This is a genomic window from Clostridium sp. 19966, assembly GCF_032335695.1.
Classification (GTDB): Bacteria; Bacillota; Clostridia; order Clostridiales; family Clostridiaceae; genus JACTOJ01.
This window is the reverse complement of the sequence record NZ_JACTOJ010000003.1, coordinates 61,213-87,897: the sequence shown is the minus strand read 5'-3', so window position 1 is coordinate 87,897 and position 26,685 is coordinate 61,213. Positions and strand designations below refer to the sequence as shown.

The 26,685-nt window shown below is 33.1% G+C and carries 24 protein-coding genes, 3 tRNA genes and 1 other annotated feature; of the genes, 7 read left to right on the top strand and 20 right to left on the bottom strand.

Annotated elements, in window-relative coordinates:
* Positions 1–113: 113 nt before the first annotated feature.
* The 4 genes from IAI10_RS03895 to IAI10_RS03880 form a co-directional block, all read right to left on the bottom strand.
* A complete protein-coding gene (locus IAI10_RS03895) occupies positions 114–2,561 on the bottom strand; it encodes an ATP-dependent Clp protease ATP-binding subunit (RefSeq protein ID WP_315671978.1) in 2,448 nt (815 codons plus the stop codon).
* 87 nt (positions 2,562–2,648) lie between these two features.
* Positions 2,649–3,674 (bottom strand): protein arginine kinase, encoded by a 1,026-nt coding sequence (locus tag IAI10_RS03890; RefSeq protein WP_315671977.1) that lies wholly within the window; start codon positions 3,672–3,674, stop codon positions 2,649–2,651.
* A 1-nt stretch (position 3,675) separates the two neighbouring features.
* Positions 3,676–4,200: a UvrB/UvrC motif-containing protein gene (locus IAI10_RS03885; protein WP_315671976.1), complete on the bottom strand. Its 525-nt coding sequence runs from the start codon at positions 4,198–4,200 to the stop codon at positions 3,676–3,678.
* Between the two features lie 32 nt (positions 4,201–4,232).
* Positions 4,233–4,688 carry a CtsR family transcriptional regulator gene (locus IAI10_RS03880; protein WP_315671975.1) on the bottom strand — a complete coding sequence of 152 codons (456 nt, stop codon included), beginning with the start codon at positions 4,686–4,688 and terminating at the stop codon, positions 4,233–4,235.
* A gap of 251 nt (positions 4,689–4,939) precedes the next feature.
* Between IAI10_RS03880 and IAI10_RS03875 the strand changes: the two genes are divergently transcribed.
* Entirely contained in the window at positions 4,940–5,584 is a 645-nt protein-coding gene (locus IAI10_RS03875) for an MBL fold metallo-hydrolase (protein WP_315671974.1), read from the top strand.
* A gap of 53 nt (positions 5,585–5,637) precedes the next feature.
* Here the strand turns inward: IAI10_RS03875 and IAI10_RS03870 are convergent, their stop codons facing one another.
* The 8 genes from IAI10_RS03870 to IAI10_RS03835 form a co-directional block, all read right to left on the bottom strand.
* The gene (locus tag IAI10_RS03870) at positions 5,638–5,808 is read right to left on the bottom strand and encodes a 4Fe-4S binding protein (protein ID WP_315671973.1); all 171 of its coding nucleotides are present in this window, start codon (positions 5,806–5,808) and stop codon (positions 5,638–5,640) included.
* Positions 5,809–5,933: 125 nt separating this feature from the next.
* A complete protein-coding gene (locus tag IAI10_RS03865) occupies positions 5,934–6,137 on the bottom strand; it encodes a heavy-metal-associated domain-containing protein (RefSeq protein ID WP_315671972.1) in 204 nt (67 codons plus the stop codon).
* Positions 6,138–6,147: 10 nt separating this feature from the next.
* Positions 6,148–7,056 (bottom strand): stage 0 sporulation family protein, encoded by a 909-nt coding sequence (locus IAI10_RS03860; protein WP_315671971.1) that lies wholly within the window; start codon positions 7,054–7,056, stop codon positions 6,148–6,150.
* 78 nt (positions 7,057–7,134) lie between these two features.
* Complete coding sequence (locus tag IAI10_RS03855) at positions 7,135–8,076, bottom strand: DNA polymerase III subunit delta' (protein WP_315671970.1); 942 nt, start codon at positions 8,074–8,076, stop codon at positions 7,135–7,137.
* A gap of 101 nt (positions 8,077–8,177) precedes the next feature.
* Positions 8,178–8,507, bottom strand: coding sequence for a cyclic-di-AMP receptor (locus IAI10_RS03850; RefSeq protein ID WP_315671969.1), 330 nt, complete (start codon positions 8,505–8,507; stop codon positions 8,178–8,180).
* 158 nt (positions 8,508–8,665) lie between these two features.
* Entirely contained in the window at positions 8,666–9,271 is a 606-nt protein-coding gene (locus tag IAI10_RS03845) for a guanylate kinase (protein WP_315671968.1), read from the bottom strand.
* A 24-nt stretch (positions 9,272–9,295) separates the two neighbouring features.
* Positions 9,296–10,720, bottom strand: coding sequence for an aminotransferase class I/II-fold pyridoxal phosphate-dependent enzyme (locus tag IAI10_RS03840; protein ID WP_315671967.1), 1,425 nt, complete (start codon positions 10,718–10,720; stop codon positions 9,296–9,298).
* Between the two features lie 30 nt (positions 10,721–10,750).
* Positions 10,751–10,963, bottom strand: coding sequence for a sigma factor G inhibitor Gin (locus tag IAI10_RS03835; protein ID WP_315671966.1), 213 nt, complete (start codon positions 10,961–10,963; stop codon positions 10,751–10,753).
* Between the two features lie 374 nt (positions 10,964–11,337).
* Between IAI10_RS03835 and IAI10_RS03830 the strand changes: the two genes are divergently transcribed.
* The 3 genes from IAI10_RS03830 (at position 11,338) to IAI10_RS03820 (ending at position 14,538) form a co-directional block, all read left to right on the top strand.
* Complete coding sequence (locus tag IAI10_RS03830) at positions 11,338–12,492, top strand: M20 family peptidase (RefSeq protein WP_315671965.1); 1,155 nt, start codon at positions 11,338–11,340, stop codon at positions 12,490–12,492.
* Between the two features lie 168 nt (positions 12,493–12,660).
* Positions 12,661–13,605 carry a magnesium transporter CorA family protein gene (locus IAI10_RS03825; protein WP_315671964.1) on the top strand — a complete coding sequence of 315 codons (945 nt, stop codon included), beginning with the start codon at positions 12,661–12,663 and terminating at the stop codon, positions 13,603–13,605.
* Positions 13,606–13,617: 12 nt separating this feature from the next.
* Positions 13,618–14,538, top strand: a complete 921-nt coding sequence (locus tag IAI10_RS03820; protein ID WP_315671963.1) for an LD-carboxypeptidase — start codon at positions 13,618–13,620, stop codon at positions 14,536–14,538.
* An 80-nt stretch (positions 14,539–14,618) separates the two neighbouring features.
* Here the strand turns inward: IAI10_RS03820 and IAI10_RS03815 are convergent, their stop codons facing one another.
* The 8 genes from IAI10_RS03815 to IAI10_RS03780 form a co-directional block, all read right to left on the bottom strand.
* Positions 14,619–18,500 carry a chitobiase/beta-hexosaminidase C-terminal domain-containing protein gene (locus IAI10_RS03815; RefSeq protein ID WP_315671962.1) on the bottom strand — a complete coding sequence of 1,294 codons (3,882 nt, stop codon included), beginning with the start codon at positions 18,498–18,500 and terminating at the stop codon, positions 14,619–14,621.
* A 281-nt stretch (positions 18,501–18,781) separates the two neighbouring features.
* Positions 18,782–18,855 (bottom strand) — tRNA-Cys (locus tag IAI10_RS03810).
* Positions 18,856–18,863: 8 nt separating this feature from the next.
* A tRNA-Phe gene (locus IAI10_RS03805) sits at positions 18,864–18,936 on the bottom strand.
* A gap of 187 nt (positions 18,937–19,123) precedes the next feature.
* Positions 19,124–20,494, bottom strand: coding sequence for a UDP-N-acetylmuramoyl-L-alanine--D-glutamate ligase (gene murD, locus IAI10_RS03800; RefSeq protein ID WP_315671961.1), 1,371 nt, complete (start codon positions 20,492–20,494; stop codon positions 19,124–19,126).
* Between the two features lie 249 nt (positions 20,495–20,743).
* Positions 20,744–22,135, bottom strand: coding sequence for a glycine--tRNA ligase (locus tag IAI10_RS03795; protein ID WP_315671960.1), 1,392 nt, complete (start codon positions 22,133–22,135; stop codon positions 20,744–20,746).
* 79 nt (positions 22,136–22,214) lie between these two features.
* Positions 22,215–22,376: a binding site (T-box leader), on the bottom strand.
* A gap of 52 nt (positions 22,377–22,428) precedes the next feature.
* Positions 22,429–23,298 carry an aldose 1-epimerase family protein gene (locus IAI10_RS03790; RefSeq protein WP_315671959.1) on the bottom strand — a complete coding sequence of 290 codons (870 nt, stop codon included), beginning with the start codon at positions 23,296–23,298 and terminating at the stop codon, positions 22,429–22,431.
* Between the two features lie 150 nt (positions 23,299–23,448).
* A tRNA-Asn gene (locus IAI10_RS03785) sits at positions 23,449–23,523 on the bottom strand.
* 373 nt (positions 23,524–23,896) lie between these two features.
* Entirely contained in the window at positions 23,897–24,058 is a 162-nt protein-coding gene (locus IAI10_RS03780) for a hypothetical protein (protein ID WP_315671958.1), read from the bottom strand.
* 237 nt (positions 24,059–24,295) lie between these two features.
* Here IAI10_RS03780 and IAI10_RS03775 point away from each other — a divergent pair, with 237 nt between their 5' ends.
* The 3 genes from IAI10_RS03775 to IAI10_RS03765 are packed head-to-tail and all read left to right on the top strand — an operon-like array spanning position 24,296 to position 26,627.
* On the top strand, positions 24,296–24,700 hold the full coding sequence (locus IAI10_RS03775) for a GntR family transcriptional regulator (RefSeq protein ID WP_315671957.1): 405 nt from the start codon (positions 24,296–24,298) through the stop codon (positions 24,698–24,700).
* Positions 24,690–25,757: a hypothetical protein gene (locus IAI10_RS03770; RefSeq protein ID WP_315671956.1), complete on the top strand. Its 1,068-nt coding sequence runs from the start codon at positions 24,690–24,692 to the stop codon at positions 25,755–25,757. Before IAI10_RS03775 ends, IAI10_RS03770 begins: the two co-directional genes overlap by 11 nt.
* The gene (locus tag IAI10_RS03765; RefSeq protein ID WP_315671955.1) at positions 25,758–26,627 is read left to right on the top strand and encodes an ABC transporter ATP-binding protein; all 870 of its coding nucleotides are present in this window, start codon (positions 25,758–25,760) and stop codon (positions 26,625–26,627) included.
* Positions 26,628–26,685 lie beyond the last annotated feature (58 nt).

Genomic DNA, 26,685 nt, shown 5'->3' with positions numbered 1-26,685 from the left:
ATAAAACATGCGCATATAGGGTTCCTAGGCTAACCGTAAATTTATAACACTATACATGCATAAATTAAGTTAGGCTATAGAAACCCTATAAATAGCACATGCTCTACATTAAATTAATTTTGAAGAACTAAATTTTCAAATACTAATTTATCCTCTTTTACTGTAGCTAATATCTTTGAACCTGTCTTAATATTCCCACTTAGTATTTCTTCCGAAAGTCTATCTTCCACAATTTTAGTAATAGCTCTTCTAAGAGGTCTAGCCCCATATACAAGGTCTACTCCTTCTTTGGATAAAAGCTTCTCGGCTTCTTCGGAGAACTTTATGCTTATTCCTTGTCCTTCAAGTCTTTCAGCTACAGATTTAAGCATCAGAGAAACTATTCTCTGTAAATCTGTTTCTTCTAATTGATGGAAGACTATAATATCATCTATTCTATTTAGAAATTCTGGTCTAAAACTTCTTTTTAGTTCTTCCATTATATTATCTTTCATCTTTTCATATTCAGTTTCCTTTTGCTTATCTCCACCTAATGAAAATCCCATGGATTTCTGCTTTTTAATTGTTGAAGCTCCTACATTAGAAGTCATTATAACTATTGTATTTTTAAAGTTTACAATTTTTCCTTTTCCATCTGTAAGTCTTCCATCTTCAAGAACCTGAAGCAGAACATTAAATACATCAGGATGCGCTTTTTCTATTTCATCAAATAGCACTACGCTGTATGGATTTCTTCTAACTTTTTCTGTTAATTGCCCTCCTTCTTCAAAGCCTACATATCCTGGAGGTGATCCTATAAGTCTTGATACAGTATGCTTCTCCATGTACTCTGACATATCAATTCTTATCATATTATTTTCATCACCAAACATAGCCTCAGCCAAAGCCTTGCTCAATTCTGTTTTACCAACACCAGTAGGTCCTAGGAATATAAATGAACCTATTGGTCTCTTTGGATCTTTAAGTCCAACTCTAGCTCTTCTTACTGCTCTTGCTACGGACTTAACAGCCTCTTCCTGACCAACAACTCTTTTATGAAGAATTTCTTCTAATTTTAGAAGTTTTTCAGACTCTTTCTGGGTTAATTTTTCCACAGGCACATTGGTCCATTTTGCAACTACCGCAGCTATCTCATTTTCAGAAACCACATGATTTGCTACACCATTTTTAGTAATCCAGTTTTTCTTTAAGCCTTCCAATCTATCTTTAAGTTCTTTTTCATCATCTCTAAGCTTTGCTGCTTTTTCGAAATCCTGAACTTTTATGGAATCTTCTTTCTCCTTTGTTGTCTTTTCAAGTTTTTCTTCTAATTCCTTAAGATCTGGTGGTGCTGTAAGGTTCTGAATTCTTACCTTGGCTCCAGCCTCATCTATCAGATCTATAGCCTTATCCGGAAGATATCTATCGGTTATATATCTATCAGATAAATTAACTGCTGCCTCTATAGCACTATCCGTAATTTTTACGCTGTGGTGAGCTTCATACTTGTCTCTAAGTCCAAAAAGAATCTGAACAGTTTCTTCCTTAGTAGGCTCTCCCACCATAACTGGCTGAAATCTTCTTTCAAGTGCAGAGTCCTTCTCTATATATTTTCTGTATTCATCTATAGTTGTAGCTCCTATGCACTGTATTTCGCCTCTAGCTAATGCAGGCTTTAAAATATTTGAAGCATCTATGGCGCCTTCAGCTCCTCCGGCTCCTATAATTGTATGAATTTCATCTATAAACAAAAGTACATTATTAGCCTTTCGTATTTCTTCCATAACCTTTTTTAATCGTTCTTCAAATTCACCTCTATATTTAGACCCAGCTATCATTGAGGATAAATCTAATGTAACAACTCTCTTGTCTTTTAATATTTCAGGTATATTGCCTTCTACAATTTTTTGAGCTAATCCTTCAGCAATAGCTGTTTTACCAACACCAGGATCGCCTATTAAACAAGGATTATTCTTTATTCTTCTGCATAGAATTTCCAAAACTCTCTGAGTCTCGTCACTTCTGCCTATAACTGGATCAAGCTTTCCTTCTGAAGCCATAGAAGTTAGATCTCTTCCAAATTGGTTCAGAGTAGGCGTATCTTTGTTTTCTTTTTTCTGACCTGAAGTTTCACCTATATTCTGCTCTCCTGAAATGTTTTGAACTATATCTTTTCTAACTTTTTCAAAGTCACATCCAAGATTGCTTAATATAGTATATGCAACACCTTCTGACTCCTTTATAAGTGCCAGTAATATGTGTTCAGGTGTTATATAATTGTGGTTTAAATTTCTTGCTTCTATATGACTAAGTTCAAGCAATCTCTTAGTTCTTGGAGTAAGGGGAATATCATTTTTAATATAATCAAATTCGCCTTGTCCTTCAAAATCGTTTATAAGAGATCTAACTGAATCCACATCTATGCTCATGTCATTTAATAGTTTCTGTCCTATACCGCCTTCTCTTAGTATTCCAAGAAGCACATGTTCTGTTCCAACATAACCATGCTTAAAGTTTTTAGCTTCTTCTTGGGCTAATACTAATACTTTTTGAGCTCTCTCGCTAAATCTACTGAACATCATAATTTTACACCTCCATTTGTATTGAATTTTAACACTAACTAGCTAAAGTTTAAGTATAAAAATCCTTTTAATAAAAATTAATAAGTTTTAATCTAAAAGTACGCTTTTTACTATTCTAGCTCTATTAATATCTCTTTCTATCTCAGTTAAATTTGAATGGAGTTCTCGCTGCAGTGATGCAGGTTGTATTGCTATTAAAAGTTTATTGAGCTTTACTTTATCTACATCTTTTATTATGCCCATTTCCACGCCCATTCTTACACTGGATAACAAATTCATGCACTCTCCAGATTTCATTAATGATGCATTTTTTAATATGCCCAAGGATCTGAAGATTTTATCTTCTAGTTCATACTTATAAGCGCTGTAAATCTGATCTCTAGTTTGATACTCCTGATTTACAATCTGATTTATAATTGCCTTAAGATTTTTAATAACATCTAGTTCTGAAATTCCCATAGTAATTTGATTGGATATCTGATACAAGCATCCTTCAGCTTTGCTTCCTTCTCCATATAATCCTCTAATAGTCATACCTACTTGAGTAAGGGCTTTTAATATACCATTCATACCATTATTCATAGTAAGAGCTGGCAGATGAATCATCGCTGAAGCTCTAAGTCCTGTTCCAATGTTTGTTGGACATGCTGTTATATATCCTATTTTTTCGTCAAAAGCATATTCTACGGTCTCTTCAATTAAATCGTCGTATTTATTAGCCATATTATAGCATTCATCTAGGTCAAAGCCACCTGTTATACATTGAAGCCTTATATGGTCTTCTTCATTAATCATTATGCTGACTGTCTCATCATTATCATAAATAAATGCAGCTTTATCCTCATTTTCAATAAGTGCTGGACTTATTATATGCTTCTCTGCAAATTCATGGTATTTAAGTTCATCCTTTTCCCACAGGTAAACAGTTTTAAAATCCTCTTTAAGGCTATCTGCCGTATAAAAAGCATTTTCTATATTCTTTACAATCTGCTTAGATTTTTCCATGTCTAGTTTGTGTGGAAAAGGTGTATTTTTTATGTTTCTAGCTAATCTTATTCTACTGCTAATTACTAACTCTTCAGGATCAGTTTCAGAAATTTGCCAATTTTCCATGTTATACTTCCCCCTCTTTTTTAGTAAATTCTTTAATTTGGTCTCTTATAGCAGCAGCTTTTTCATATTCCTCTAATAAAATAGCTTTTTGAAGCTCTTCTTTTAGTTTTATAAGCTTTCTCTTTCCCGCTATATTCTCTCCTGCTTTACTTGGCATCTTGCCAACATGCTCTAAGCTGCCCTGAACACTTTTTATAACTGGTATTAAAGTTGAACTAAAATATTCATAGCATTTATCGCATCCCATCAATCCTTTTTTCTTAAACTCTCCATAGGTGGTTCCACAATGTGGACAAGTCATTTCTACCTGTCTAGAATTTTGCGAGGATTGATTCATATAATCTATAAGCCCGCTAAATACATTTTGAAAAGAAAAAGAATTTGCAAATGGAGTTAGGTCACCAAATTCATATCCATTAGCTTCCCTAGCACAGTCTTCACATAAATTTAGTTCTTCTTTGACGCCATTTACTATTTTCACAACGTGAACTGTAGCATTATTCTTTTTACACCTGTCACAAAACATACTATCATTCCTTTCTTAACTATGACTTTATATTAATGACAGACCATAATTAGCATTGCTTTAAATATATCAGCTCGAAGTTTATTTCTATTTTCGCATACACTGAGGCTTCTATCATTTATTGCAACCTTCATTATTGCAGCTTCTCTATCAGTTACTATGTCGGATTCAAACAACCCATCAATTATTAAAGCAGCCTTATCATAAGTAATATTTTCTCCTATATTTTCCATTATAGCATTAATAAAGTTATTAATAGCATTAAATTGAACTCTTTTTATGACTATGCAGCCTCCACCGCCTCTTCTGCTTTCAATACAATATCCCTTATCTGTGGTGAATCTTGTAGTTAAAACATAATTGATTTGAGATGGTGCACAGCTAAACTGATTTGCAAGTTCATTTCTCTGTATAGTTAATTCTCTCTCTCTGCTATTTTCGAGCATATCCTTGATAAACTCCTCAATAATATCAGACAATCTTGCCATTATGCCTTCCTCCAGACTTTGTCTTTCTTTGACCTTAATTTAATAATAACTATTTTTTAATAGCTTTACAACTTTAGAATTCCTCATTTAATTAAGATTTTAAACAAATAGATAAAAATATATGCATTTATCTATTAATTTCAAGCATTTTCCTCAATTTAATATTAAATAAAATGCATACATCTATGCTAAAATATATTTATATCAACATTTTAAAACATATCCAAATATAAAATAAAGAGGTGCTATTTATGAAAATAACTTGGTTTGGCCAATCTTGCTTTTTAATAGAGGCAAAGGATGGTTGTAAAATTCTAACAGACCCATTTGATAATTCCTTGGGATATGAACTTCCAAGCGGAGATGTGGATATAGTTACCATAAGCCATCATCATAGAGATCATGATTATGTATCTTATATAAAAAAATCCGCAGCTATAATAGATTCTATAGGTGATAAAAACATTAAAGATATAGTTATAAGCGGAAAAGAATCTTTTCATGACAAATTTAATGGAGAAAAACGAGGAAAAAATATAATATTTAAATTTTTAATAGATGGATTTTCTATATGTCATCTAGGAGATCTAGGTCATGAGCTTGATAGTGACTTTATAAATTGGATAGGAGATTTAGATATATTAATGATACCCGTTGGCGGAAATTATACAATAGACGGAACCGAAGCTGCTTCTATTGCTTCTAAAATTAATAGTCATTTAATCATACCTATGCATTTTGGAACTGCCGCCTTATCTTTTCCTTTAGAAGGTGCAGAAAAGTTTATAACCTCCATGAAAAACGGAGAAAAACTGGCTTCATCCTATCTTGAAATGGATTCAGTACCTGAAGACAGAAAGGTAGTAAAAATTTTGCGTTATCAGAATAAAATATAGATAAAATAAAAAGGACCACATACCGAGTGTGATCCTTTTTATGCTTGTCCCAATTATTCTTGAGCAGGAGCTCCAACTGGGCAAACACTTGCGCAGCTTCCACATTCTATACATGCAGATGCGTCTATAACAAATTGAGTGTCTCCTTGACTAATACAGCTTACTGGACATTCTGATGCACAAGCTCCACAGCTTACGCATGAATCTGATATTTTATATGCCATAACAAGCACCTCCTTATTCTTTTAGACAGAATCATATGTAGTACCTGTCCAAATGTATTCTATCATGTTTGAATTAGTTTTTAAAGTATTTTTTTAATATGAGAGATTCTTTAACAGTTTTAAAATTATAATACAGAGTACCCCTTATCTTCGATACACTCTATTATTTTATCTTCATTAACAAAGTAATCATCGAACACCACGCTTACTTCGCTCTTTTCTTTACTTATCTCACAAGCTAGTATTCCTTCATTATCTGCTATAGCCTTCCTCACGTTATTTACGTCTTCAATACTATTTAATCCATATACTTTAAATATCCTCTTCATAGCCCTCACCTCAGTTTTCTTTAAAAAGCTCTTTTATTTCTGCTTCACCTGTATTCTCATCGGTTTCCAATTTTATATCATAATCTGCTACTGCGCTTTCATAGGAGCCAGATATGATAGAAACCTTCTCTATAGGAAATTCCTCAATTATATCTTCGGCATCTTTGAAGGATATCTTGACCTTAACTTTCTCATTTACTACACTATTTGAAATGACTTCGCCTTTTCCTCTATCGGTAGATACTATGGAACCTACTATAGGCATTCTTTTCCTTATGTCTTCATAAGTCTTCTGTTCATAATTTAGGCAGCACATAAGCCTTCCGCAAATTCCTGAAATTTTAGTAGGATTTAATGATAGATTTTGTTCTTTTGCCATTTTTATAGATACTGAAGCAAAATCACCTAGAAAGGAGGAACAGCATAATTGTCTTCCGCATGGTCCAAGTCCCCCTACCATTTTAGCTTCATCTCTTACTCCTATCTGCCTTAATTCAATTCTTGTTTTAAATATGGTAGCAAGATCCTTTACCAATTCTCTAAAATCTACTCTTCCGTCTGCAGTAAAATAGAATATTACTTTATTATTATCAAAAGTATATTCAACATCTATAAGCTTCATATCCAGCTTATGAGCATTAACCTTTTCAACGCATATTTCCAAAGCTCTCTCTTCTTTAGCTTTGTTTTCCCTGTGAATCTTTATATCCTCTTCAGTAGCCTTTCTCAATACAAATTTAAGCGGAGCTACTATCTCATTTTCCTTAACCTCTTTGGTGCCTATTACGCATTCACCAAATTCTATTCCCCTTGCTGTCTCTACTATTACGCTGTCTCCTTGATTTATATCTATGTTATTAGGATCAAAATAATATATTTTACCGGCTTTTTTGAATCTAACACCTACAACTTTTACCATGATTCCCTCCATCGTCACTCGCATTTTATTAACTATTTATATTATTTACACTTAACTTACCTTTGATACTTTATTTTATTATTGAAGCATATTGATAAGCATTACTTGAAAAACTAATGAAGGATTTACATTGCTGTTTAAGTTACTTCTAGCTTCATTCAAAGCTTCAATAATCTTTTGAAGTTTTCTATATGAAAAGCTGTCAGAGCATTCTTCTATATAGTTAAACTTATCTTTATTTATTATATTTTCTTTATTATTAACATTTTTGTATATTATAATATCCCTTATAAAAGATATCAGTAAGCTGAATATTTCTTCGCTCATATCCTTATTTTTAACAAGGAAATCTAAATATTTTTCAAATTCAGCATCACTCAATTTATTTATATCTATAATCAGCTCTAAAGCTGTTGATCTCAAAATTTTAAAATCATTGTCCTTTATAAAATGATCACATCTTCCTGGAACTCCCTCTGCAAAGTTCATAGCAGATATTTTTTCTTCATCAGAAATTTCAGTATAATTTTTATCTATAAACCCCATCATCTCATCTTTACTTAAAGATGTAAGCTTATGCATTTGGCATCTAGATTTTATAGTATCTAATATTGCTTCACTATCTTCGCTAAGTATTATTATAAAAACTCCAGCTGGAGGCTCTTCAATAGTTTTCAGAAAAGCATTTTGTGCTGCTGCAGTCATCTTATGCCCCTGATATACTATTATAGCTTTTTTATCGCCTTCAAAGGGTTTTTTAGATATTTCTTCTATAATCCCTCTTATATCTTCCACTCCAATAGATTTTTTAGTTTTAGAAACTCTAAATTCCATTATATCTACATAGGGTTTTATTTCTGTCTTTCCTATTATTCTTACCGCTAACTCCTTGGCAATAAGACTTTTACCTATGCCCTCCTCACCGATAATAAGGTGTGCATGGGACAGTACTCCGCCTTCTACAGCCGAATTAAAGTAATTTCTTAATTCCTTATGTCCTATTATATCTTCAGAATACATATATTCCTCCTTGTATTCCTCTACAGCTAATGTAAACATCTTTAGTTTACTGTATAATGACTGAACGAACTCTAATTAGAGTTCGCTCAAAATAATCAAAACTAAAATCTAAGAAATTTATCAACGTCTAGGACGAATATAGTTGCGCCTCCCACTTCTACTTCTACAGGATATGGCACATATACTCCAGTAGCACCTGCCACGGAAGAAGGTGAAGTAACTACCTGATCTCTAGTTCTGCATACATCTTCAATAGATGCAATCACTTTATCAACCTTATCTGCATCTACTCCTATCATTAGTGTAGTATTCCCTGATTTTAAAAACCCACCAGTGGTTGCTAATTTCGTAACCCTAAAGCCTGCCTCTGTAATCACATCTATAAGATCACTAGCATCATCATCTTGAACTATTGCTATAATAAGTTTCATATTTACCCCTCCTTGTTTATAATAAGTTATTTCTAATCCCCTTTTTACAGATGCTTCTTGGAACTTATATTTTACATAAGCTTAATGTTGCACATCTATAAAGTTTTGTATCTTAGGTATATTTTATCACATTTAAGCCCTACAATATATATGAATTATTAATATTTATTATCTTTAGTTAATATTTGCGAAATATCCTTTTTAATACTAGTTACACAAATTTTTAAACTATCATTACTATATATTTTTTCTATATTGCTAGATTTTAGCTTATCTATACTAAAATCATTGTCATCTGCTAAAAATCTTCTGCACATTTCATTATAATTAGGTTTAAGCTGCTGCCTTTCCCTGTTTAATGCTCTCTCTAATCTAACTCCATCATCCACAGCTATATATAAGGGAACAACATTTTTTTCCCCGAAATACTTTTTTAGATTATTATATGCCTCTAAAGTAACTATAACAATATAATTGTTCTTCTTTAAATTTACTTGTCCATCATCTATTGTTCCATAATACCATTTCCCCATGACGGTTTCATAGCATCTTAATTCAATAACTTTATTTTTATCTTTAAACTCTTCCAGTTTATTTTCGTCAATGAAATAATACTCTACTCCATCAACTTCATTTTCTCTTTTAGGTCTTGTAGTATATGGAGTTACAGCTCTTAAATCCAATTCTCTGTCTTCTTTTAAATATTTAAAAATAGTATCCTTACCAGTACTGCTCTTTCCCATCAAGCAAAATAATTTCCCCATATCAAGCAAAAGCTCCTTCCAATGCTATATTACTATCTTAATTTTGTTATCTTCCACCCCTAATATTGAAGCTTCGTTTTTTAAATAATATTTTACCACACCTAATGCTTCCTTATCTATTATTTCTCCCATCATAATAATTGGAACTCCCGGTGGATATGGGACTATATTTACTGCACTTATTTTACCTTCTGCTTCATCTAATTCAACCTTTGAATTTTCTCTTTCAAATACTTCCCAAGGTTCAAGAGCCTTTTCAGGAATATTATTCATATATATACTAAACTGATTGTCCCTAAACTCTTCTAATGGACAATTCATAAGAGAAGTCAAGAGCATATCATAATCTTCTCTGGTATTAAAAGGAGATGCAATAAAAACTATATTATACCCATCCGTCATTTCAGCTTGAACTCTGCTATTTCTAAGGTAACTTAATATCTTATGACAATTGTAACCAGCACCAGGAGATATAATAATTCTAGATTCATCTATCCTTAAATTAAGCTTGGAATATTCCTGTTGTATATTCCCTTGCTCCCAAGCATAAAAATCAGTTTCCTTGTTTATTCTTGACTTATATTCCTTCACCACTTCTATGCATTGTTCGAATTCTTTTTTACCCTTAGCATCTAAATAATCTCTAGCATAATCCATGGAAGCCATAAAGATATACGAGGGGCTGGTAGTTGAAAAAGAGCTTACATAAAAGCTGCACTTATCTATATTTTCTTTATCTTTTACGTGTAAAAAAGCTGTTTGAGTAAGACTTGGCAGAGTTTTATGCGCACTCATAACTGCCATATCTGCTCCCAATTTAATTGGGTTTTCCGGCAAAAGCTCTGTGATTCCAAAATGAGCTCCATGGGCACAATCTACTAAAACCTTCATTCCTCTGCTGTGACATATATTAGCTAAAGCTTTTAAATCAAAAGCTATGCCGTAGTAATTTGGATATGTAAGCACTATACCTTTAGCTTCAGTTTCTTCTACTACACTAAAAAAATGCTCCATATCCACAGATATAGGAGCATTGTACTTTCTGCTAATATAATTCTGTATATATATGGGTTTTAATTTTTTTAGAATTATAGCATTTGTTATGGACCTATGACAATTCCTCTCAACTATAATTGAGTCTCCTTCATTGAAACATGAGAATATCATAGCTAAATTTCCACTGGTACTACCGTTTACCAGAAAATATGATTTATAAGCTCCATACAACTTAGCTAAAAGTTCTTGGCTCTCTTTAATTATTCCGTCACAATTATGAAGATTGTCTAATCCTTCAACTTCTGTTATATCTCCACTTAAAAAAATTTCTTGCATATCTTTATTATCTTTCACAACAAATCCCCTGCCAGATTTATGTCCCGGCATTGAAAAAGGGGCATTTTTATCCTTGATATACTTTGATAAGGCATCTACTATAGGTGTTTTACTCAAGCATCATCCGTCCCTTCTGGATATTAAGATTTATCTATAAAAGCTTTCATACTTCGATGTTCTCTCTCTAAGCATAAGCTCCATAATTATTTTTTTCATACACTCAATGTAATACTTATAAAAATCAGTTTCTATATTAGAGTTTATAAGTCTAGCTTCACATGTATTACAAATAAATCTCCCGTTAATTATTATACCATTACTGTGGTTTTTTCTACAAATGATACATTTTTGTTTTTCCATTTAAAATGCTATTTGCTGCATCAATACCAATCGTCATTATTGAATTCGTATAATAAAAGCATATATACACTTGCCCTTAATTATAGAAAATCACACAATATAAAAACAGCCCCTATTAAAAATATAATTATTCTTAAAGGTTAATTTATAATGCATAATTTTCTTACTCACTGGTTTTCAAAGTGCAGCATAATAGCTTGCACCCCCTTATGACATGATTAAACTATTTTGATTGTTGCCCTATCTAATATATTGTATTCACAATGTAGCCAAATCTTATTTTGTCCACCTTTTTATTTTTGAAATTATAATATATTTTTTTTATTTGGAAAAAATAATTTCAAATGCAAATCTTTTTAAAGGAGGTCATCATTATGAAACAGGAAGCTATTTCCTATTTAACTACTCTAAAAGATACAATAACTGGTATTTCAAAATATATATATAATAATCCAGAAGAGAGCTACCATGAATACAAGTCATGTTCTTATATATGCAATATTCTCAAAGAAAATAAGTTTAATGTGAAAGAAAAATATCTAGATATTGACACAGCTTTTTATGCACAATATGGCAATGGTTATCCCAAAATATGCCTGCTGTGCGAATATGATGCCTTATTACCAGAGGGGCATATAAATGGTCACAACGCGGTATCCGCTATATCTGTAGGCGCAGCACTTGGATTGACAAAAGCTATTGATAAGCTTGGGGGATCTATTATTGTGCTGGGGTGTCCAGGAGAATATATAGGCGGTGCAAAGGTTACAATGGCAAAGCAAGGTACCTTTAAGGATATAGACCTAGCAATGATGGTTCATCCTGATGTAAAAACCTGTCAGAGTGGGACTTCCCGTGCCATACTTCCTCTGAGTGTAAAATTTAAAGGCAGCTCCGGATTTACATATTTGAGTTCTAACAATCACTCTCCTATGGATGCCTGCATATTTATATTGAATTCTATAAACACCTTGCTTAAATGCTCTCAGGATAACCTAAGAATAGATAGTATCCTCTCCAACGGAGGATATACTCCATCTCTCCCATCTGATGTTTGTGAGATAAAGCTTTATATAAGAGCCGACAAATATTCAAATGCAGAAACAATTGAGAAGCATATAAGGAATTTATCTGATTTAACAGCTAATATTATGAAACTAGATTGTTCTCATTCAATTTACGAGCTTCCATACTTAGAAATGCACACAAATGACACATTATCACGACTCTTTGGACATAATCTTAAGGAAATAGGCATAATAGATTGCTGCGGAATAAAGAATACAGAATCTGGCTTAAGTATAGGCAATGTAAGTAAGCTAATTCCTACAATACATCCATATGTAAGAGTAACCGAGGAGGATAACATACAATATGGCACTAAGCAATTTGCTGATGCTACCATATCTTCCTACGCTGATGAAGCCATAATTTCTTCTGCCAACGCTCTGATATTAACAGCTATAGATCTTCTAGAAAAAAGAAATCTGATTGACGAAATCAAAAGTGAATTTTATAAATCAAAATAAGTTGTGCATTATAAAGTGCTACTGTATAATTGTTTTGTAATGAACTCTACAGGATTTTAAATGCAATAAGGTCTAATTAAAATTGCATAATTAATACTTGCTTTTAATTATGCAATTTTTTATATGTATATAATCCTGTAAATTTAATATCTTGGGGGTGCCATTTATATGATAAACATATACAAAAGCATTGATGATGGAAGTAACATACTTCAAAAAATTGAAAATATAGAAGCTGGATGTTGGATAAACATTGTAGCTCCTACTGACCAAGAATTATTACTTGTCTCTAAAAAGACAGGTGTTCCCCTTGAGTTTTTAAGAGCATCTCTAGACGATGAGGAAGCTTCTCGTCTTGATATAGAAGGCAGCAACGTATTAGTAGTTGTAGATATCCCCTTTACCGAAATGGAGGATAATTCTCTTACTTATGATACATACCCTTTAGCTATAATCCATACTGAGAAAGAAATAATTACCGTTTGCTTGAAAAACAGCAAGGTTGTAACTGACTTTATAGATGGCAAGGTTAAGTCTTTTTTTGCTTTTAAGCGTTCTAGATTTATTCTTCAGATGCTTTACAGAGTAGCCACCTACTATCTCTTATATCTTAGACAAATAGATAAGAAAAGCATAATGATTGAAAAGAAGCTCCATAAATCCATGAAGAACAAGGAACTTATTCAGCTGCTTTCTCTGGAAAAGTCTCTAGTGTACTTTTCTACCTCATTAAAATCTAATGAAATAACCTTGGAAAAGATGCTTAAGCTTGAATTTATAACAAAGTATGAAGAAGATAAAGATGTTTTGGAAGACGTAATAATAGAAAATAAACAAGCTATAGAAATGGCTAACATTTATAGTAATATACTATCTGGTACCATGGATGCTTTTGCATCAGTTATATCAAACAATTTGAATATCGTGATGAAACTTTTAGCCTCCGTAACCATTGTCATGGCTATCCCTAATATGGTATCGGGTCTCTTCGGTATGAATATGAGCAAAATCCCCTTTGGAAATAATCCCTATGGTTTTTATATAATATTAGGAATTATTGTAGGCATGGCCTTAATTGCAATAGGTATTCTAAATAAAAAAGATATGTTTTAAGGAGAGGTTATCATGTTAGGTAAAAGATTTTTAGAACATTCTACTCTAGGAATAATAGCTCCTGCAAGTCCTTCTGAAAAAGAAGTGATAGATAGGCAGATTGAATGCCTAAGAGGCTTAGGCTTTAAATTAAAATTGGGCAAGCACCTTTATGATAAATATGGCTTTCTAGCTGGAACTGATGAGGAAAGAGCTCAGGATTTAATGGACGCTTTTCTAGACGAAAAGGTTGATGCAATAATGTGTTATAGAGGGGGCTATGGTACTATAAGAATGCTTCCTTACCTAGATTTTAATATAATAAAAAATAATCCAAAGATATTTATAGGTTTTAGTGATGTTACATTGCTATTAAATTCTATATATGAGCGCTGTGGTCTTACTACCTTCCACGGAGTAATGGCAAATTCGGGTACTGATAATCCAATAAGTATAGATAGCCTTAAACAGAGTATTATGAAGGGCTACGATAATTACAGAATATGTAACCCAAAAGGAACTCCTCTTACCTTTAAAAATTTCTCTGGAAATATAGAAGGCACTTTAGTAGGGGGAAATCTTGCTGTTATATGTTCCTCCATAGGCACTGATTACGAAATTGATGTGAAGGATAAAATATTATTTTTAGAAGATATAGCTGAACCTCCTTACAAATTAGATAGGCTCTTAGCTCAGCTAGCTCTTTCAGGTAAACTAAAAGAGTGTAGAGGTGTATTATTGGGTCAATTCACAAATTGCACCCTTCCCCACTATGAAAGAAGCTTTACCTTAGAGCAGGTTATCGAAGATAATTTTATCTCTAAAGGCATACCCATTTGCTATCACATAATGAGCGGTCATGGAAGCCCACGATTAACCTTGCCAATAGGCGCAAAAGTTAGACTTAATGCTGAAAATAAATGCATTGACGTTTTAGAAGCGGTAGTTAAATAAAGGGTTATTTGAAGAAAAACTCCAGCACTTAGCAAGGTTATATTGCTAGATGCTGGAGTTTACATTTCCTATTACAGGCTTTATCTGTTACCTTTTCTTTTAAACACAGTAAAGAAACCTATTGCTATTAATAATGTACCTATTGCTATTAATAGATTGCCGTCAATTATACTTCCTGTCTGAACTAATTTTTTATAATTTGTACCTGCCGCTTTGGTTGATTCTCCTGATGAATTCGGTGGATTATTTGTATCATCAGTAGATTGTTTAACTGTTGATTTTATTGTATATTCTTCACTTACAACCTTAGAGTCAGTATGTCCATCTTTAGAGGCATAAGCCTTAATAATAGTATTAGCTGCTACCGTTATCGGTCCGCTATATATTTGTGATCTTGAATTTGGTTCTGTGCCGTCCGTTGTATATCTAATTATCGCCCCTTCCGTATCAGATATTATTTCTACCTGCTGAGGGCTATCATAGCTTCCTCCGCTTATGCTGAATTTAGGTGCTGCAGCTGCTGAGAAATTATAAGTAACAGCAGATATCTTAGAATCAGCTAATCCGGCTTTTGCAGCATAAGCTTTAATTGTTGTATTTGCAGAAACCTTTATAGGTTGGGAATATATAGGTGAAGCTGCAGTTGGATCTGTTCCATCTGTTGTGTATCTTATGATTGCTCCTGGAGAAGCACTAGTAATAGCCACGTTTAGTTCCGAGCTATAAGTACCTCTATCTACACTAAAGCTTGGTTCAGCTGTTATAGCAGGCAAATTCTTTAAACTAACATTATCTATATATACATCGTGTGCTGCTACTGCCCCCATTCCATTTACATTTCCCATGCAAAATACCAAATGTGCATTATCCACATCAGCTGGTACAGTAAAGTCACAGGTATACGTGCTCATATCTGAGGTTATAGGTACTACCTTATCCAAGAAAGTGTTTCCATCACCACCACCTGGAATTTCAACTAAAGGCTCGATACTTCTATTAATGGTTGACCTGGCATCAAAGGTTAATCTGTAGGTTATTCCTCCTTTGAGCTTAAAATTTCCTTGACTTAGCTGAACTGACCAGTAATAGTCTCCCACATCTCCAACGGTAGTTTTGAATTCCCCATTATCAACACCAGCAGGCGAGTTATCTGCGCCATTGTATGTTTGCCAAAAGGAAGCTCCACTTGAAAAATCGCCGTTTTGAATAAGCTCTGTTCCGCTTGGCAAATTTATAATATATTTGGAACTTGTAATATCTGAATTATTTAAGCCATCCTTTATGGCAATAGCTCTTACTGTGGTGGTATCACTTAATTCTATAGGGCCGGTATATATGCTTGATTTTTCATTAGGATCTGAGCCATCCAGCGTATATCTAATAATAGCATTAGATGTATCACAGCTTATAGCCAAATTTTGTTTTTCAGTATATGCCTTAGAGGAATCCAAACTAAATACAGGCTGGTCTACTGTAGCTTTGCTATCTACTGCAAAGCTAATACTATACGTTTTAGTTACACTTTTATCTGCAGAAGTTACCGTTATAACTGCTTTGTCCTGTAAATTAGAAGCTTGCTTTATAGAAACTGCTGCATCAGAATCTGTAGGATCTGCCTCAAGCTTTGGAGCTAGTACAGTATTTGGTGCTAGTAAAACCCTGTATCCTAAAGTATCTGGAGCAAAATCCTTTAGCATTTTACCATTTATAGTAATACTCTTTAATGTAGCATCAGTTTTTATTTTTTCTACTTGAAGCTGCTGAGTAGCACTTTCAGTTATTCCATCTACAGTAACTCTTGCTGTAATATTGGCAGTTCCCTTAGCTAAAGGGGTTATAGTACCAGTATCATCTACTGCTGCTATCTCTGGATTGTCACTTGAATATTTTATCTCAGCCTTTTTTAAATCTGCTGCACTTCCATCCGTCATAGTTCCCTTCAAGCTTGTTTTGGCTTTATCAGCACCATCTAGCAGCATAGCAGTCTTATCAGCTGTTAGGGTAATATTGTCCAATCTTGCTGCGGTGCTTTGCTGATTTATATAATTATCAAGGATCTTTATAGATGAATTTGTGTCCGTACCTGAATAGTCCACCTCATACTGACCGTCCTGTTCCCATTCTCCTTTAGTAAAATTTCTTCCCTTTATCAATATTTTATCCTTGTACACATCTATATAATAGCCTTCACTTATATCATCCTCAGCATTAGCATCTGTCCAGCAATATCCGCAGGACGGCACATTAAACATTGTGCACAAACTTTTATTATAGAACATATCCTTAGAACCAAATTCCCAATGAGTATGCCCTGTAAATAAAATTGCTTGAGGATACTTTGCTAATATGTCTCTCACTTCTTTATCCTGATCCAAATTCTTATCCATTTGTCCTGGCTTAGAACCTGCTACAGTATCGTAAAGAGGCTGATGAATAAATACAAATATAGGTTTGTTATTTTTTACGTCCTGCGCTATAGTTTGCTGAAACCATTTTAGCTGTGTATCGGAAAAATAAGCACTATTACCATCACTTTTTTCTGAGCCTAAGAATATATAGTGATAGTCATTAAGCCAATAATCATAATACACATTTGGCTCTCCTGAATATTTAATGAAATTTTGTTTAGATATATCATACTCATTCTGATCTATCCATGAATTTTCCTGCCAAGTATCGTGATTTCCTAAAGCCATATCTATTTTAGGATGCTTATTACTGTTTACTATAGTAGAAAAAGCATCCCAGTTTGCTGCAAGACCGCTATCTACCACATCTCCGTTTATTATAAGCCTGCTGCTATTTGGATCTACTTTATTAATATCCTTTAGAGCATTATCTAAATTTTTATCATGGATATAATTAAGATTGGATACTATATGTGTATCACTAAAAACTTGAAATGAATATAAAGGGCCTTCTCCTTCTACTACATTTACATCAGCTCTTGCTTTTTCTGAAATGCCATTTACCGTTCCCTCTACCGTGAAGCTTCCAGCTTTAGAGTAAAGGTATGAAGGTATTTTGTCCCAGATAACATTTACCTCACTAAAGGTTCCATCAGAATTATCTTTTCTTACTGTAGCTGGCAGCGTAGGAGCTGTAGATGCTTGTGTCTTAATTTCTGCTGCTTCTAAATTATGTACTGGTGCCTGTGGTGCAGAAACATAGAAGGTAGAACTGGCATCCACCGTATAGCCTCCATCTTTAAAGAGTACCACCTTATAGGTTTCCCCTTGCTTTATTCCGCTTATTGTATCTAATGGAAGTTGGAATTCACCATTAGGGCTAGTAAAGCCTAGGCTATGATCTGGGTCATTTTTAGTATCTCCGTAGATATATTTCCAAAACATAGAATCTACTTTTCCAGGAGTATCTTCCTGATTATATACTCCTAACCAGGCCTCAGAATCCTTACTTGCATTTTTTATGGTAACTGTTATGGTATCTTTTAATGCTACGGTTGAGGAAGATAAGCTTACATCAGGTTCAACCTCTGACGCTGAAATGGTGAAATTTGCACTTGCCTCAACAGTATATCCTCCATCCTTAAATAATAGCAGTTTATAGCTTTTTCCCTGCTCAAGTCCGCTGATAGGAGCTAAATTAAGCTTAAAGTCACCATTTCCATTTTGAATGGCTAAGCTGTGGCTGGGGTCGTCTGCTGAATGATCTGATAGATAGCTCCACCATATAGAAGCAACCCCGCCGCTAGAAGAATCTCCTGGTGTATCTGCTTCATTGTAAAGCCCTACCCAAGCACTAGAATCTTTACTGCCATTCTGAACAGTTACAGTTATTGTATCTTTTAAACCTGCAGTGGAAGCCGATAAAGTTATTGAGGTTTGGCTCTGGGAATCTTTTAATATTGATGCATAAACCGCTAGATTTGAATTAGTTATTACAATAGATATAACAATTAATAAGCTTACCACATTTTTAATACATGTCTTTTTTCTCATTTTTAACCTCCTTATTTAATATTGCTTACTTAAAATTACATAGAGTGTTTATATAGTCATTCAACCCAAATGTTGTAGTTGTACACAACATATTCATTCTACCCACTTTGAATATTAATTTTGTTATGCATGTGTAAATGCTAGGTTAAAATCCACTTAACTGCACATATAATTGCATAAATGCACATAAATACACAATATATGCAAAAATAAAAATAGCCTATACAGTTAACTTTTTACAAGTTACTATATAAGCTATTTTTAAATTACTGATATTATTTTGGAGGCGCCACCCAGATTTGAACTGGGGGTGAGGGTGTTGCAGACCCGTGCCTTACCACTTGGCTATAGCGCCATAAAGGATGGCCAGACCAGGAATCGAACCAGGGACACGAGGATTTTCAGTCCTCTGCTCTACCGACTGAGCTATCTGGCCGCTCAACGTTAAGCTTCTGCTTTTCGTGACAAAAGATATATTATCACAGGCACTCCATTTATTTTTTAATTTATCCTTGATTTACAGAATTTATTCATATTTTTCTTCACAATCCTTTTTATATCTCATATATATACATATTGACACACTAGGCACAGTTTTCACTTATTTTCTTCTTTCCAAAGGATTATAAACTTTTCACTATTTCTACAAATTTGTTTCCTTTTGCTTCAAAATTAGGGAACATATCAAAGCTTGCACAGGCTGGTGAAAGCACCACGTAATCCCCTTTATCTGCGATTTCCTTACCTTTAAGTACTGCAGCCTCTAAGGAAGCTACTACGTATATAGGAAGTTCTACCTTTCTTTCTGCCATTTCTTTTTCAAATACAGCTTTAATCTTATCTTTAGTTGCTCCTACAAGTATCAGTGCTTTAACCATATCTATACCTTTTTCAGCAAGAGGTTCAAAAGGAATATGCTTGTCATATCCTCCAGCAATCAAAATCACTGACTTTTCAAAGGAAGACATAGTAGCTAAAGTTCTAGTAGGACTTGTTCCTATTGAATCATTATAATATTTTACTCCGTCCACTTCTCTTATAAACTGATTTCTGTGCTCAACTCCTGTAAAAGTAGCTACCACCTTTCTCATGCTTTCTACGGAAACCTCATCCTTAACTGCAAGAAAAGCTGTTAAATAATTTTCTACATTATGCATTCCCTTTATTAATATATCTGACCTTTTACAAATCTCCTTGTCTCCCAAGTATAGACTTCCATTGTCAAAATAAGCATCCTGCTTAGTTTTGCTGCTAAAGCTTCTAACTTCACCCTTAGCTTCCTTTTCAAAGCTTTTAGTTATTTCATTTTCAGCATTTATAATGAGTATCCCATCTGAAGATTGATGAGTAAATATATTTTTCTTAGCATCTATATACTCTTGCATGTCCTTATGAATATCTAGGTGGTTAGGAGTCACATTAGTTACTACAGCAATCTCTGGAGAAGTATCTATGGTCATAAGCTGAAAGCTTGATAATTCTAAAACCACCCTATCTTTTGAAGTCATTTCTTCTATTTTAGAAAACAAGGGTGTACCTATATTTCCCCCTACCCAAGTTTTAAAACCTTCTGCACTTAAAAGATTATATATTATGCTAGTAGTAGTGGTTTTTCCGTCACTACCTGTAATTCCATACATCTTTGCAGGGCAGTATCTCATAAACTCTTCCATCTCAGAAGTTACATAAGCACCTTCCTTCATTGCTGTCTGCAGGGCTGGGCTGTCTATTCTCATAGATGGTGATTTAAAAATAACTTCAAACCCCTTAAGACTGTCAAGGTAATTTTCTCCCAAACAGAGCTTAACGCCCTTTTTTCTAAATTCCTCTGCAGCCTCTCCAAGTTCTTCAGCACCCTTTTTATCAAAGGCTGTTACGTAAGCCCCTAAATCTAAAAGAAAATTTATCAAAGGTCTATTGCTAACCCCTATGCCAACTACGGCTGTTTTCTTGCCTTTTATGAATTCTTTAAAATCCTTAAAATCTTTTTTCATTTAAAATACCACCTTAATATAATTAATATGTATAGTATAAATTATAAAACTACTATTATAAATATTGTCCCATTGATAATTAATTATAACACTTTAGAAATAATTCTGTAAATTTATTCTACCTACAATATAACAAAAGGCTTTGCCTTAAAAATCATCTTTATAATACCTTTAGAGTTTAAACCTAGCTATCATAAAGCTAAGCCTAAACTCTAAAATTATATCAATGTTTTTAAAGCAGAGCCAAAACTAGAACTCCATCTTTTCAGTTATATATGCTTCTAATTCATCTATGCCTATTCTTATCTGATTCATTGAATCTCTATCTCTTAAAGTTACAGTATCGTTCTCTAAAGTATCAAAATCTACAGTTATACAGAATGGAGTCCCTATTTCATCCTGTCTTCTGTATCTTTTTCCTATGCTTCCTGCTTCATCATAGTCCACGTTGAAATGCTTTCTTAGCTTATCATAAACCTCTGTAGATTTTTCTGAAAGCTTCTTGCTAAGTGGAAGTACAGCTGCCTTAAATGGCGCTAGAGCTGGGTGGAATCTCAACACTGTTCTTGAATCACCGCCTTCAAGCTCCTCTTCATCATATGCATCTACTAAAAATGCAAGAGTAACTCTGTCTGCTCCAAGAGATGGCTCTATACAGTATGGAACATATTTTTCGTTAGTGTTTGGATCTAGATAGCTCATATCCTGACCTGAATGTTCTGCATGCTTGCTTAAGTCGTAATCAGTTCTGTCAGCTATACCCCAAAGCTCACCCCATCCAAATGGGAATAAATACTCTATGTCTGAAGTAGCATTACTATAGAAGGATAGTTCTTCCTTGCTGTGATCTCTCATTCTTAAGACATCCTTATTTATGCCAAGAGATAATAAGAAGTTCCAGCAATAATCTCTCCAATAGTCAAACCATTCTAAATCTGTTCCTGGTTTGCAGAAGAACTCTAGTTCCATCTGCTCGAATTCTCTTATTCTGAAAATAAAGTTTCCTGGAGTTATTTCATTTCTAAAGGATTTACCAATCTGTGCTATACCAAATGGAACTTTCTTTCTTGAAGTTCTCTGAACATTCTTAAAGTTAACAAATATACCCTGTGCTGTCTCTGGCCTTAGATATATCTCTGACTTGGAATCTTCTGTTACTCCTTGATAGGTTTTAAACATAAGGTTAAACTTTCTTATATCTGTAAAGTTTTTCTTGCCACACTTTGGACAAACTATTCCATTTTCATCTATATAATTTTTTAGCTGCTCATTAGTCCATCCGTCTGCTGAAGCTACTTCTGCTCCCTGAGAAGTCATATGATCCTCTATAAGCTTATCTGCTCTAAATCTTGACTTACATTCCTTACAGTCCATAAGAGGGTCAGAAAAGCCTCCTATGTGTCCTGAAGCAACCCAAACTTCGCTATTCATAAGTATTGCACAATCAACACCTACATTATAAGGGCTTTCTTGAACAAATTTTTTCCACCAAGCTTTTTTAACATTGTTCTTAAATTCAACCCCTATAGGACCATAATCCCAAGAGTTTGCAAGTCCGCCATATATATCTGATCCTGGAAATACAAAACCTCTGCTTTTACATAGTGATACTATCTTATCCATGGTTTTTTCAACTGCCATTTTTTATTCCTCCTAAACTTTATTTCATAAAATGCAGCATTGTGAAACAATATTGTAACAATAAAAAAGACCTGTACCATAAAGGGACGGATTTACCGCGGTTCCACCCTTTTTGGCACAAGCCCTGCTCTCTCAATAATATACTCCAAAGCGCCATTCACTTAAGCTCATTGATGATTTTCACCATACATCATCTCTCTAAAAATTTACTAAAGCTACTCTTCTTTTTCATCGTATTATATACAATTTTTATGTTATATATAATTCTAACAGACTATTTAAAAATGTCAATATTACTCAATAATAATTTTATAGCTGCAGGAAAATTTTTCGGAAGGCCTTAGTTTAATTGTTCCTCGCTTATCTTCCAGGTTCCCTGAAGCATCAACACTATCAGCTATTCCATACCATGGTTCTATGCATACAAAAGGTGCTCCTTCTGGTTTTGACCATAAACCTAGATAAGGAAATCCTTTAAACTCTAAGGTTACTGATTTTGATGTCTTTTTACTCTTTAAGCTTACACTGTCTGATACAAAACCTTTTAAAATTAAAGCATCCTCCTTAAATAATTCCCTAGTTATAGGAAGTACTTTCTCATCATTCAGCAGTTGCTTTTTTCCTTTTCCTATAAGTCCATCATCTAATGTTGAAGTCTTTAATGTTTCATTTTTTTCGAACTCAAAATAGTAATCTTCAAATTTTTCTTCTTGAGATAAAGGGCATACAAAACCAGGGTGTGCTCCTATGGAAAATATCATTTCTTTAATATCTTTATTTTTTACTTCATAACCGACTATTATACTATTCTTCTCTAATTTATAAGATATTTTCAACTGGAATTCAAATGGATATTTATTTAAAGTTTCAGTTCCGCTTGATAATTCATATATAATTTTGTCTTTAATTTCACTGCTTATATTAAATTTCATATCTCTAGCAAAACCATGCTGTCCAAGTTTATAGTTACTATTATCATATTTATAGTTGTTATCTTTAACTTTCCCTACTATCGGAAATAAAACAGGTGCATGTCTTCCCCAAATATCAGGCTCTGCCTGCCATAAATATTCTGTTCCGTCTTCTTTTAGCTTTATGCTTTGAAGTTCAGCTCCCTTATCACTTACCGCTACACTTATATATTCATTCTGTAAAGTTTCCAAATTTATCACCTCAATTCATTATAACAAATCTTATCAGAGGTTAAAGATAAATTTATTTTCTATTACATATAATTTTTTCCAAACTAATTTCGCCAAAAAACAAAAATCACCTAGCTTTAAGCTAAGTGTCCTATCCCAAAAAAAAGAAATTGGCTCCGCGAAGAGGGCTCGAACCTCCAACCCTTCGGTTAACAGCCGAATGCTCCACCATTGAGCTATCGCGGAACGTCAATCACAATAATTATTATAACAAGTTTAGTCGAAAAATCAAGAGTTTTTTTATAAATATTATAAAATTTTTATAGTTAACTTGCTAACTATTGCCACATAAGAAGTTATTACCTTCCTTTAATCCGCTCTAACTACAACGGGAATTTTCTTTTGCAAACCTATGATTAACTAGATATCGCGATATCTTCTTTTATAGTTATATAGTTTTATAGTTATTTAAGCATATCAATATGGATTTAAAGCTGGAGATAGTCTTCTTTAGTTAGTTCTACAATATCTTCTGAAACTCTTTTGAAGCCTAACTTTTTAAATGTTTTTTCTGCTGACTCCCTAGATCTTGGAAAATAGTCAAAGACTTTTCGGGCTCCTAGTTCATTAAAAGGCTTTCATCAAAATCTATGCATCCTGTTTTTTCGTTTTTACCGTACCCTATATTGTAAGACATGGTTTCACCATCTGATAAAAGTTTTTTTCTATATCTTAATTCTTTAAATTTGGGCACTCTTAATATAATTTTATTCTCTGCCACTATAAACCACCTTCTTTAACTGTTGTTAGCCTCTCTCTATCAATTACATCTAACCTAAATCTCATTTTAATTCAATTATTCACTTCTATATATTACATCAAATTTTAATGTATATCGAATAATTTTATAATACTTTTTAAAGTAATTAATATTGACATTCCAATTAGATGCATATATAATTCTAAGTGTACTAATCAGTGTAGTACACTTAATACATTCAACATGGAGGTGATTATTTTGTTTACCATCGATCCTAGAAGCAGTACACCTATATACGAGCAAATAGTACATTCGGTTAAAGAAAGTATTATAAAGGGGATTTTACAGCCTGGCGATAAGCTGCCATCCGTTAGAGAACTAGCCTCTATGCTTACTACTAATCCTAATACAGTCAGCAAAGCTTTTAATGAGCTGGAAAGATTAAAAATTATAGAAACTCTAAGAGGTAAAGGTACTTTTGTATCTATGGATTATAAACCTAGATTGGAGGAAGATAAAATGGCCAAATTAAAAGATGACTTGAAGAAAATTTTGCTAGATGCCCATTACATGGGAATTAATAAAGAAGATCTTGAAAAAATATTATCCGAGCTCTACGATGAGCTAAATTCAAGTAATGGAGGTGATGAAAATGAGAAATAAATATTTTAGTATGGCCTTATTCTATAGAGAAAGAAAAAATATTTTATGGGTAATGATATCTTATTTAATAACCTTTTCCTTCTTGCTATTAGCTTTCTACAGTGATTTTGATTATACAAAACAATTATTTGCTGCTAACACTAATGTAAATTTTACCATTTCAAACTCAAGCGAAATAATTCCTTTACTGTATGTTCCAACTCAGTTTTTTGTAATACTGTCTATAATAATGGTAATAGTTTCATTTTTTCATAAAGAAAAAAAATATGGCTTTATGCTAACAGAGCCCATGTCAAAGGACGCAATAATAATTACTAAAACCGTAGGCTTCATTATAAGTTATACAATACCAATAATTATCTATGGCATCGTTGCCTTAGGAATTTTAAAATATAATTCTCAGATTTTTGGGTCTCATTATTCTGAAATTGTTCGGGTATTGATGATAAGATTGTTTTCTGCTTTTGCTTTATTGACTTTTATTACTGTTGTCTTAGAACTTTTCCAAATGCTTTTCGGACACAGCGTAGCTGCAGTATTTGTTCCTAATGGACTGTTCTATGCTTTTATATTGGGGCTTGGCGGATTTTATGAATTACTGTCAAACAGACTTCAATTCATAAAAGATTTATTCCGCTCAGCTGATAATATTTCATCTAATGCCTTTGATAAAATTTTAGTTCCCTATTTTGATCATTACTACGTAATTTATTCATTGGTGCTATTGCTTGTATCCGCATTTATTTTCTATATAGTATTGCTATTAAATAGAGTTTTGAAATATGAGCAGCTGTCAAAAATGCTTATGTTTAGATTCAGCGAAGTGGTATTTAAGATTGTCGTATCTTTAGTTATAATAATTGCAGTGCCTATTATATTAGCTATCATAGTTTTTATAATACTTCATTTTGTAGCTGGAATTTCAACCTTTAATATTGACGATAACAATGATTTATTTCAAACCCTGTTATTGATTTTAAACTTTCTGTGGATTCCAATGTTTATATTTGTATACAGGCTTCAAACCAAGATTATTAATAAAAGGAGGGCTTCATAAATGATAGAAATCAAAAATGTATCCAAAAGCTTTCCTGGTAAGGAAGCGATAAAAAACATTAATATAACTATCAATGATGGGTCTATATTAGGATTGGTAGGCCCTAATGGGGCTGGTAAATCTACTTTGCTGAGAACTATGGTGGACATATACGAACCAGATACTGGAGAAATTTTAATAAATAAAGAAAATATTAAAGATAATACTGCTATTAAAGAAATCATTGGATATGTGGGCGATAGAAATGATTTCTTCAATGACTGCAAAATAAAAGAAATATTAAAATATTATTCTTTATCCTATCCAAACTTTGATAAAGATAGATTCAATAAAATTAATTCAATATTTAAAATTCCCCTTAACAAGAAAATTTCTAAATTATCAAAGGGTAATGCTACTAGAGTTCACCTTATGATGGCCTTCAGCCAAAATCCAAAGATTATGATTCTAGACGAGCCTACTTCAGGATTAGACCCTATTATTAAGAGAAAATTTTTAAACTTGCTTATGGAGGATGTGGCAGAGAGAGGAACTACTGTAATAATATCTTCTCACAATCTTCCTGATCTTGAAAGCATCTGCGATCATATAGTATTTCTAAACGAAGGTGAAATAATCAAAGATAATTCACTGGATAATTTAAAGCTGTCAATGAAAAAAATTCAAATTATATTCAAGGAAGAAGCTCCTGAAGACTTCGAAAAATGGCCTGAATTCTTAAGGGTAGAGAAAATAGGCCGAAGCTACAATGTAATAACAAAAGACTACAATGACAGTCTTAAAGAAAAATTAGAAGAGCAGGGAGTGTTATTTATAGAAGAATTAAACCTAAGCTTGGAGGATATGTTGATTTATTCCGTAGAAGACTAGCTTTAAGGTATGGAGGATCTATGAAGAGAAAACTAATAATAAGCCTTTTAATAATGCT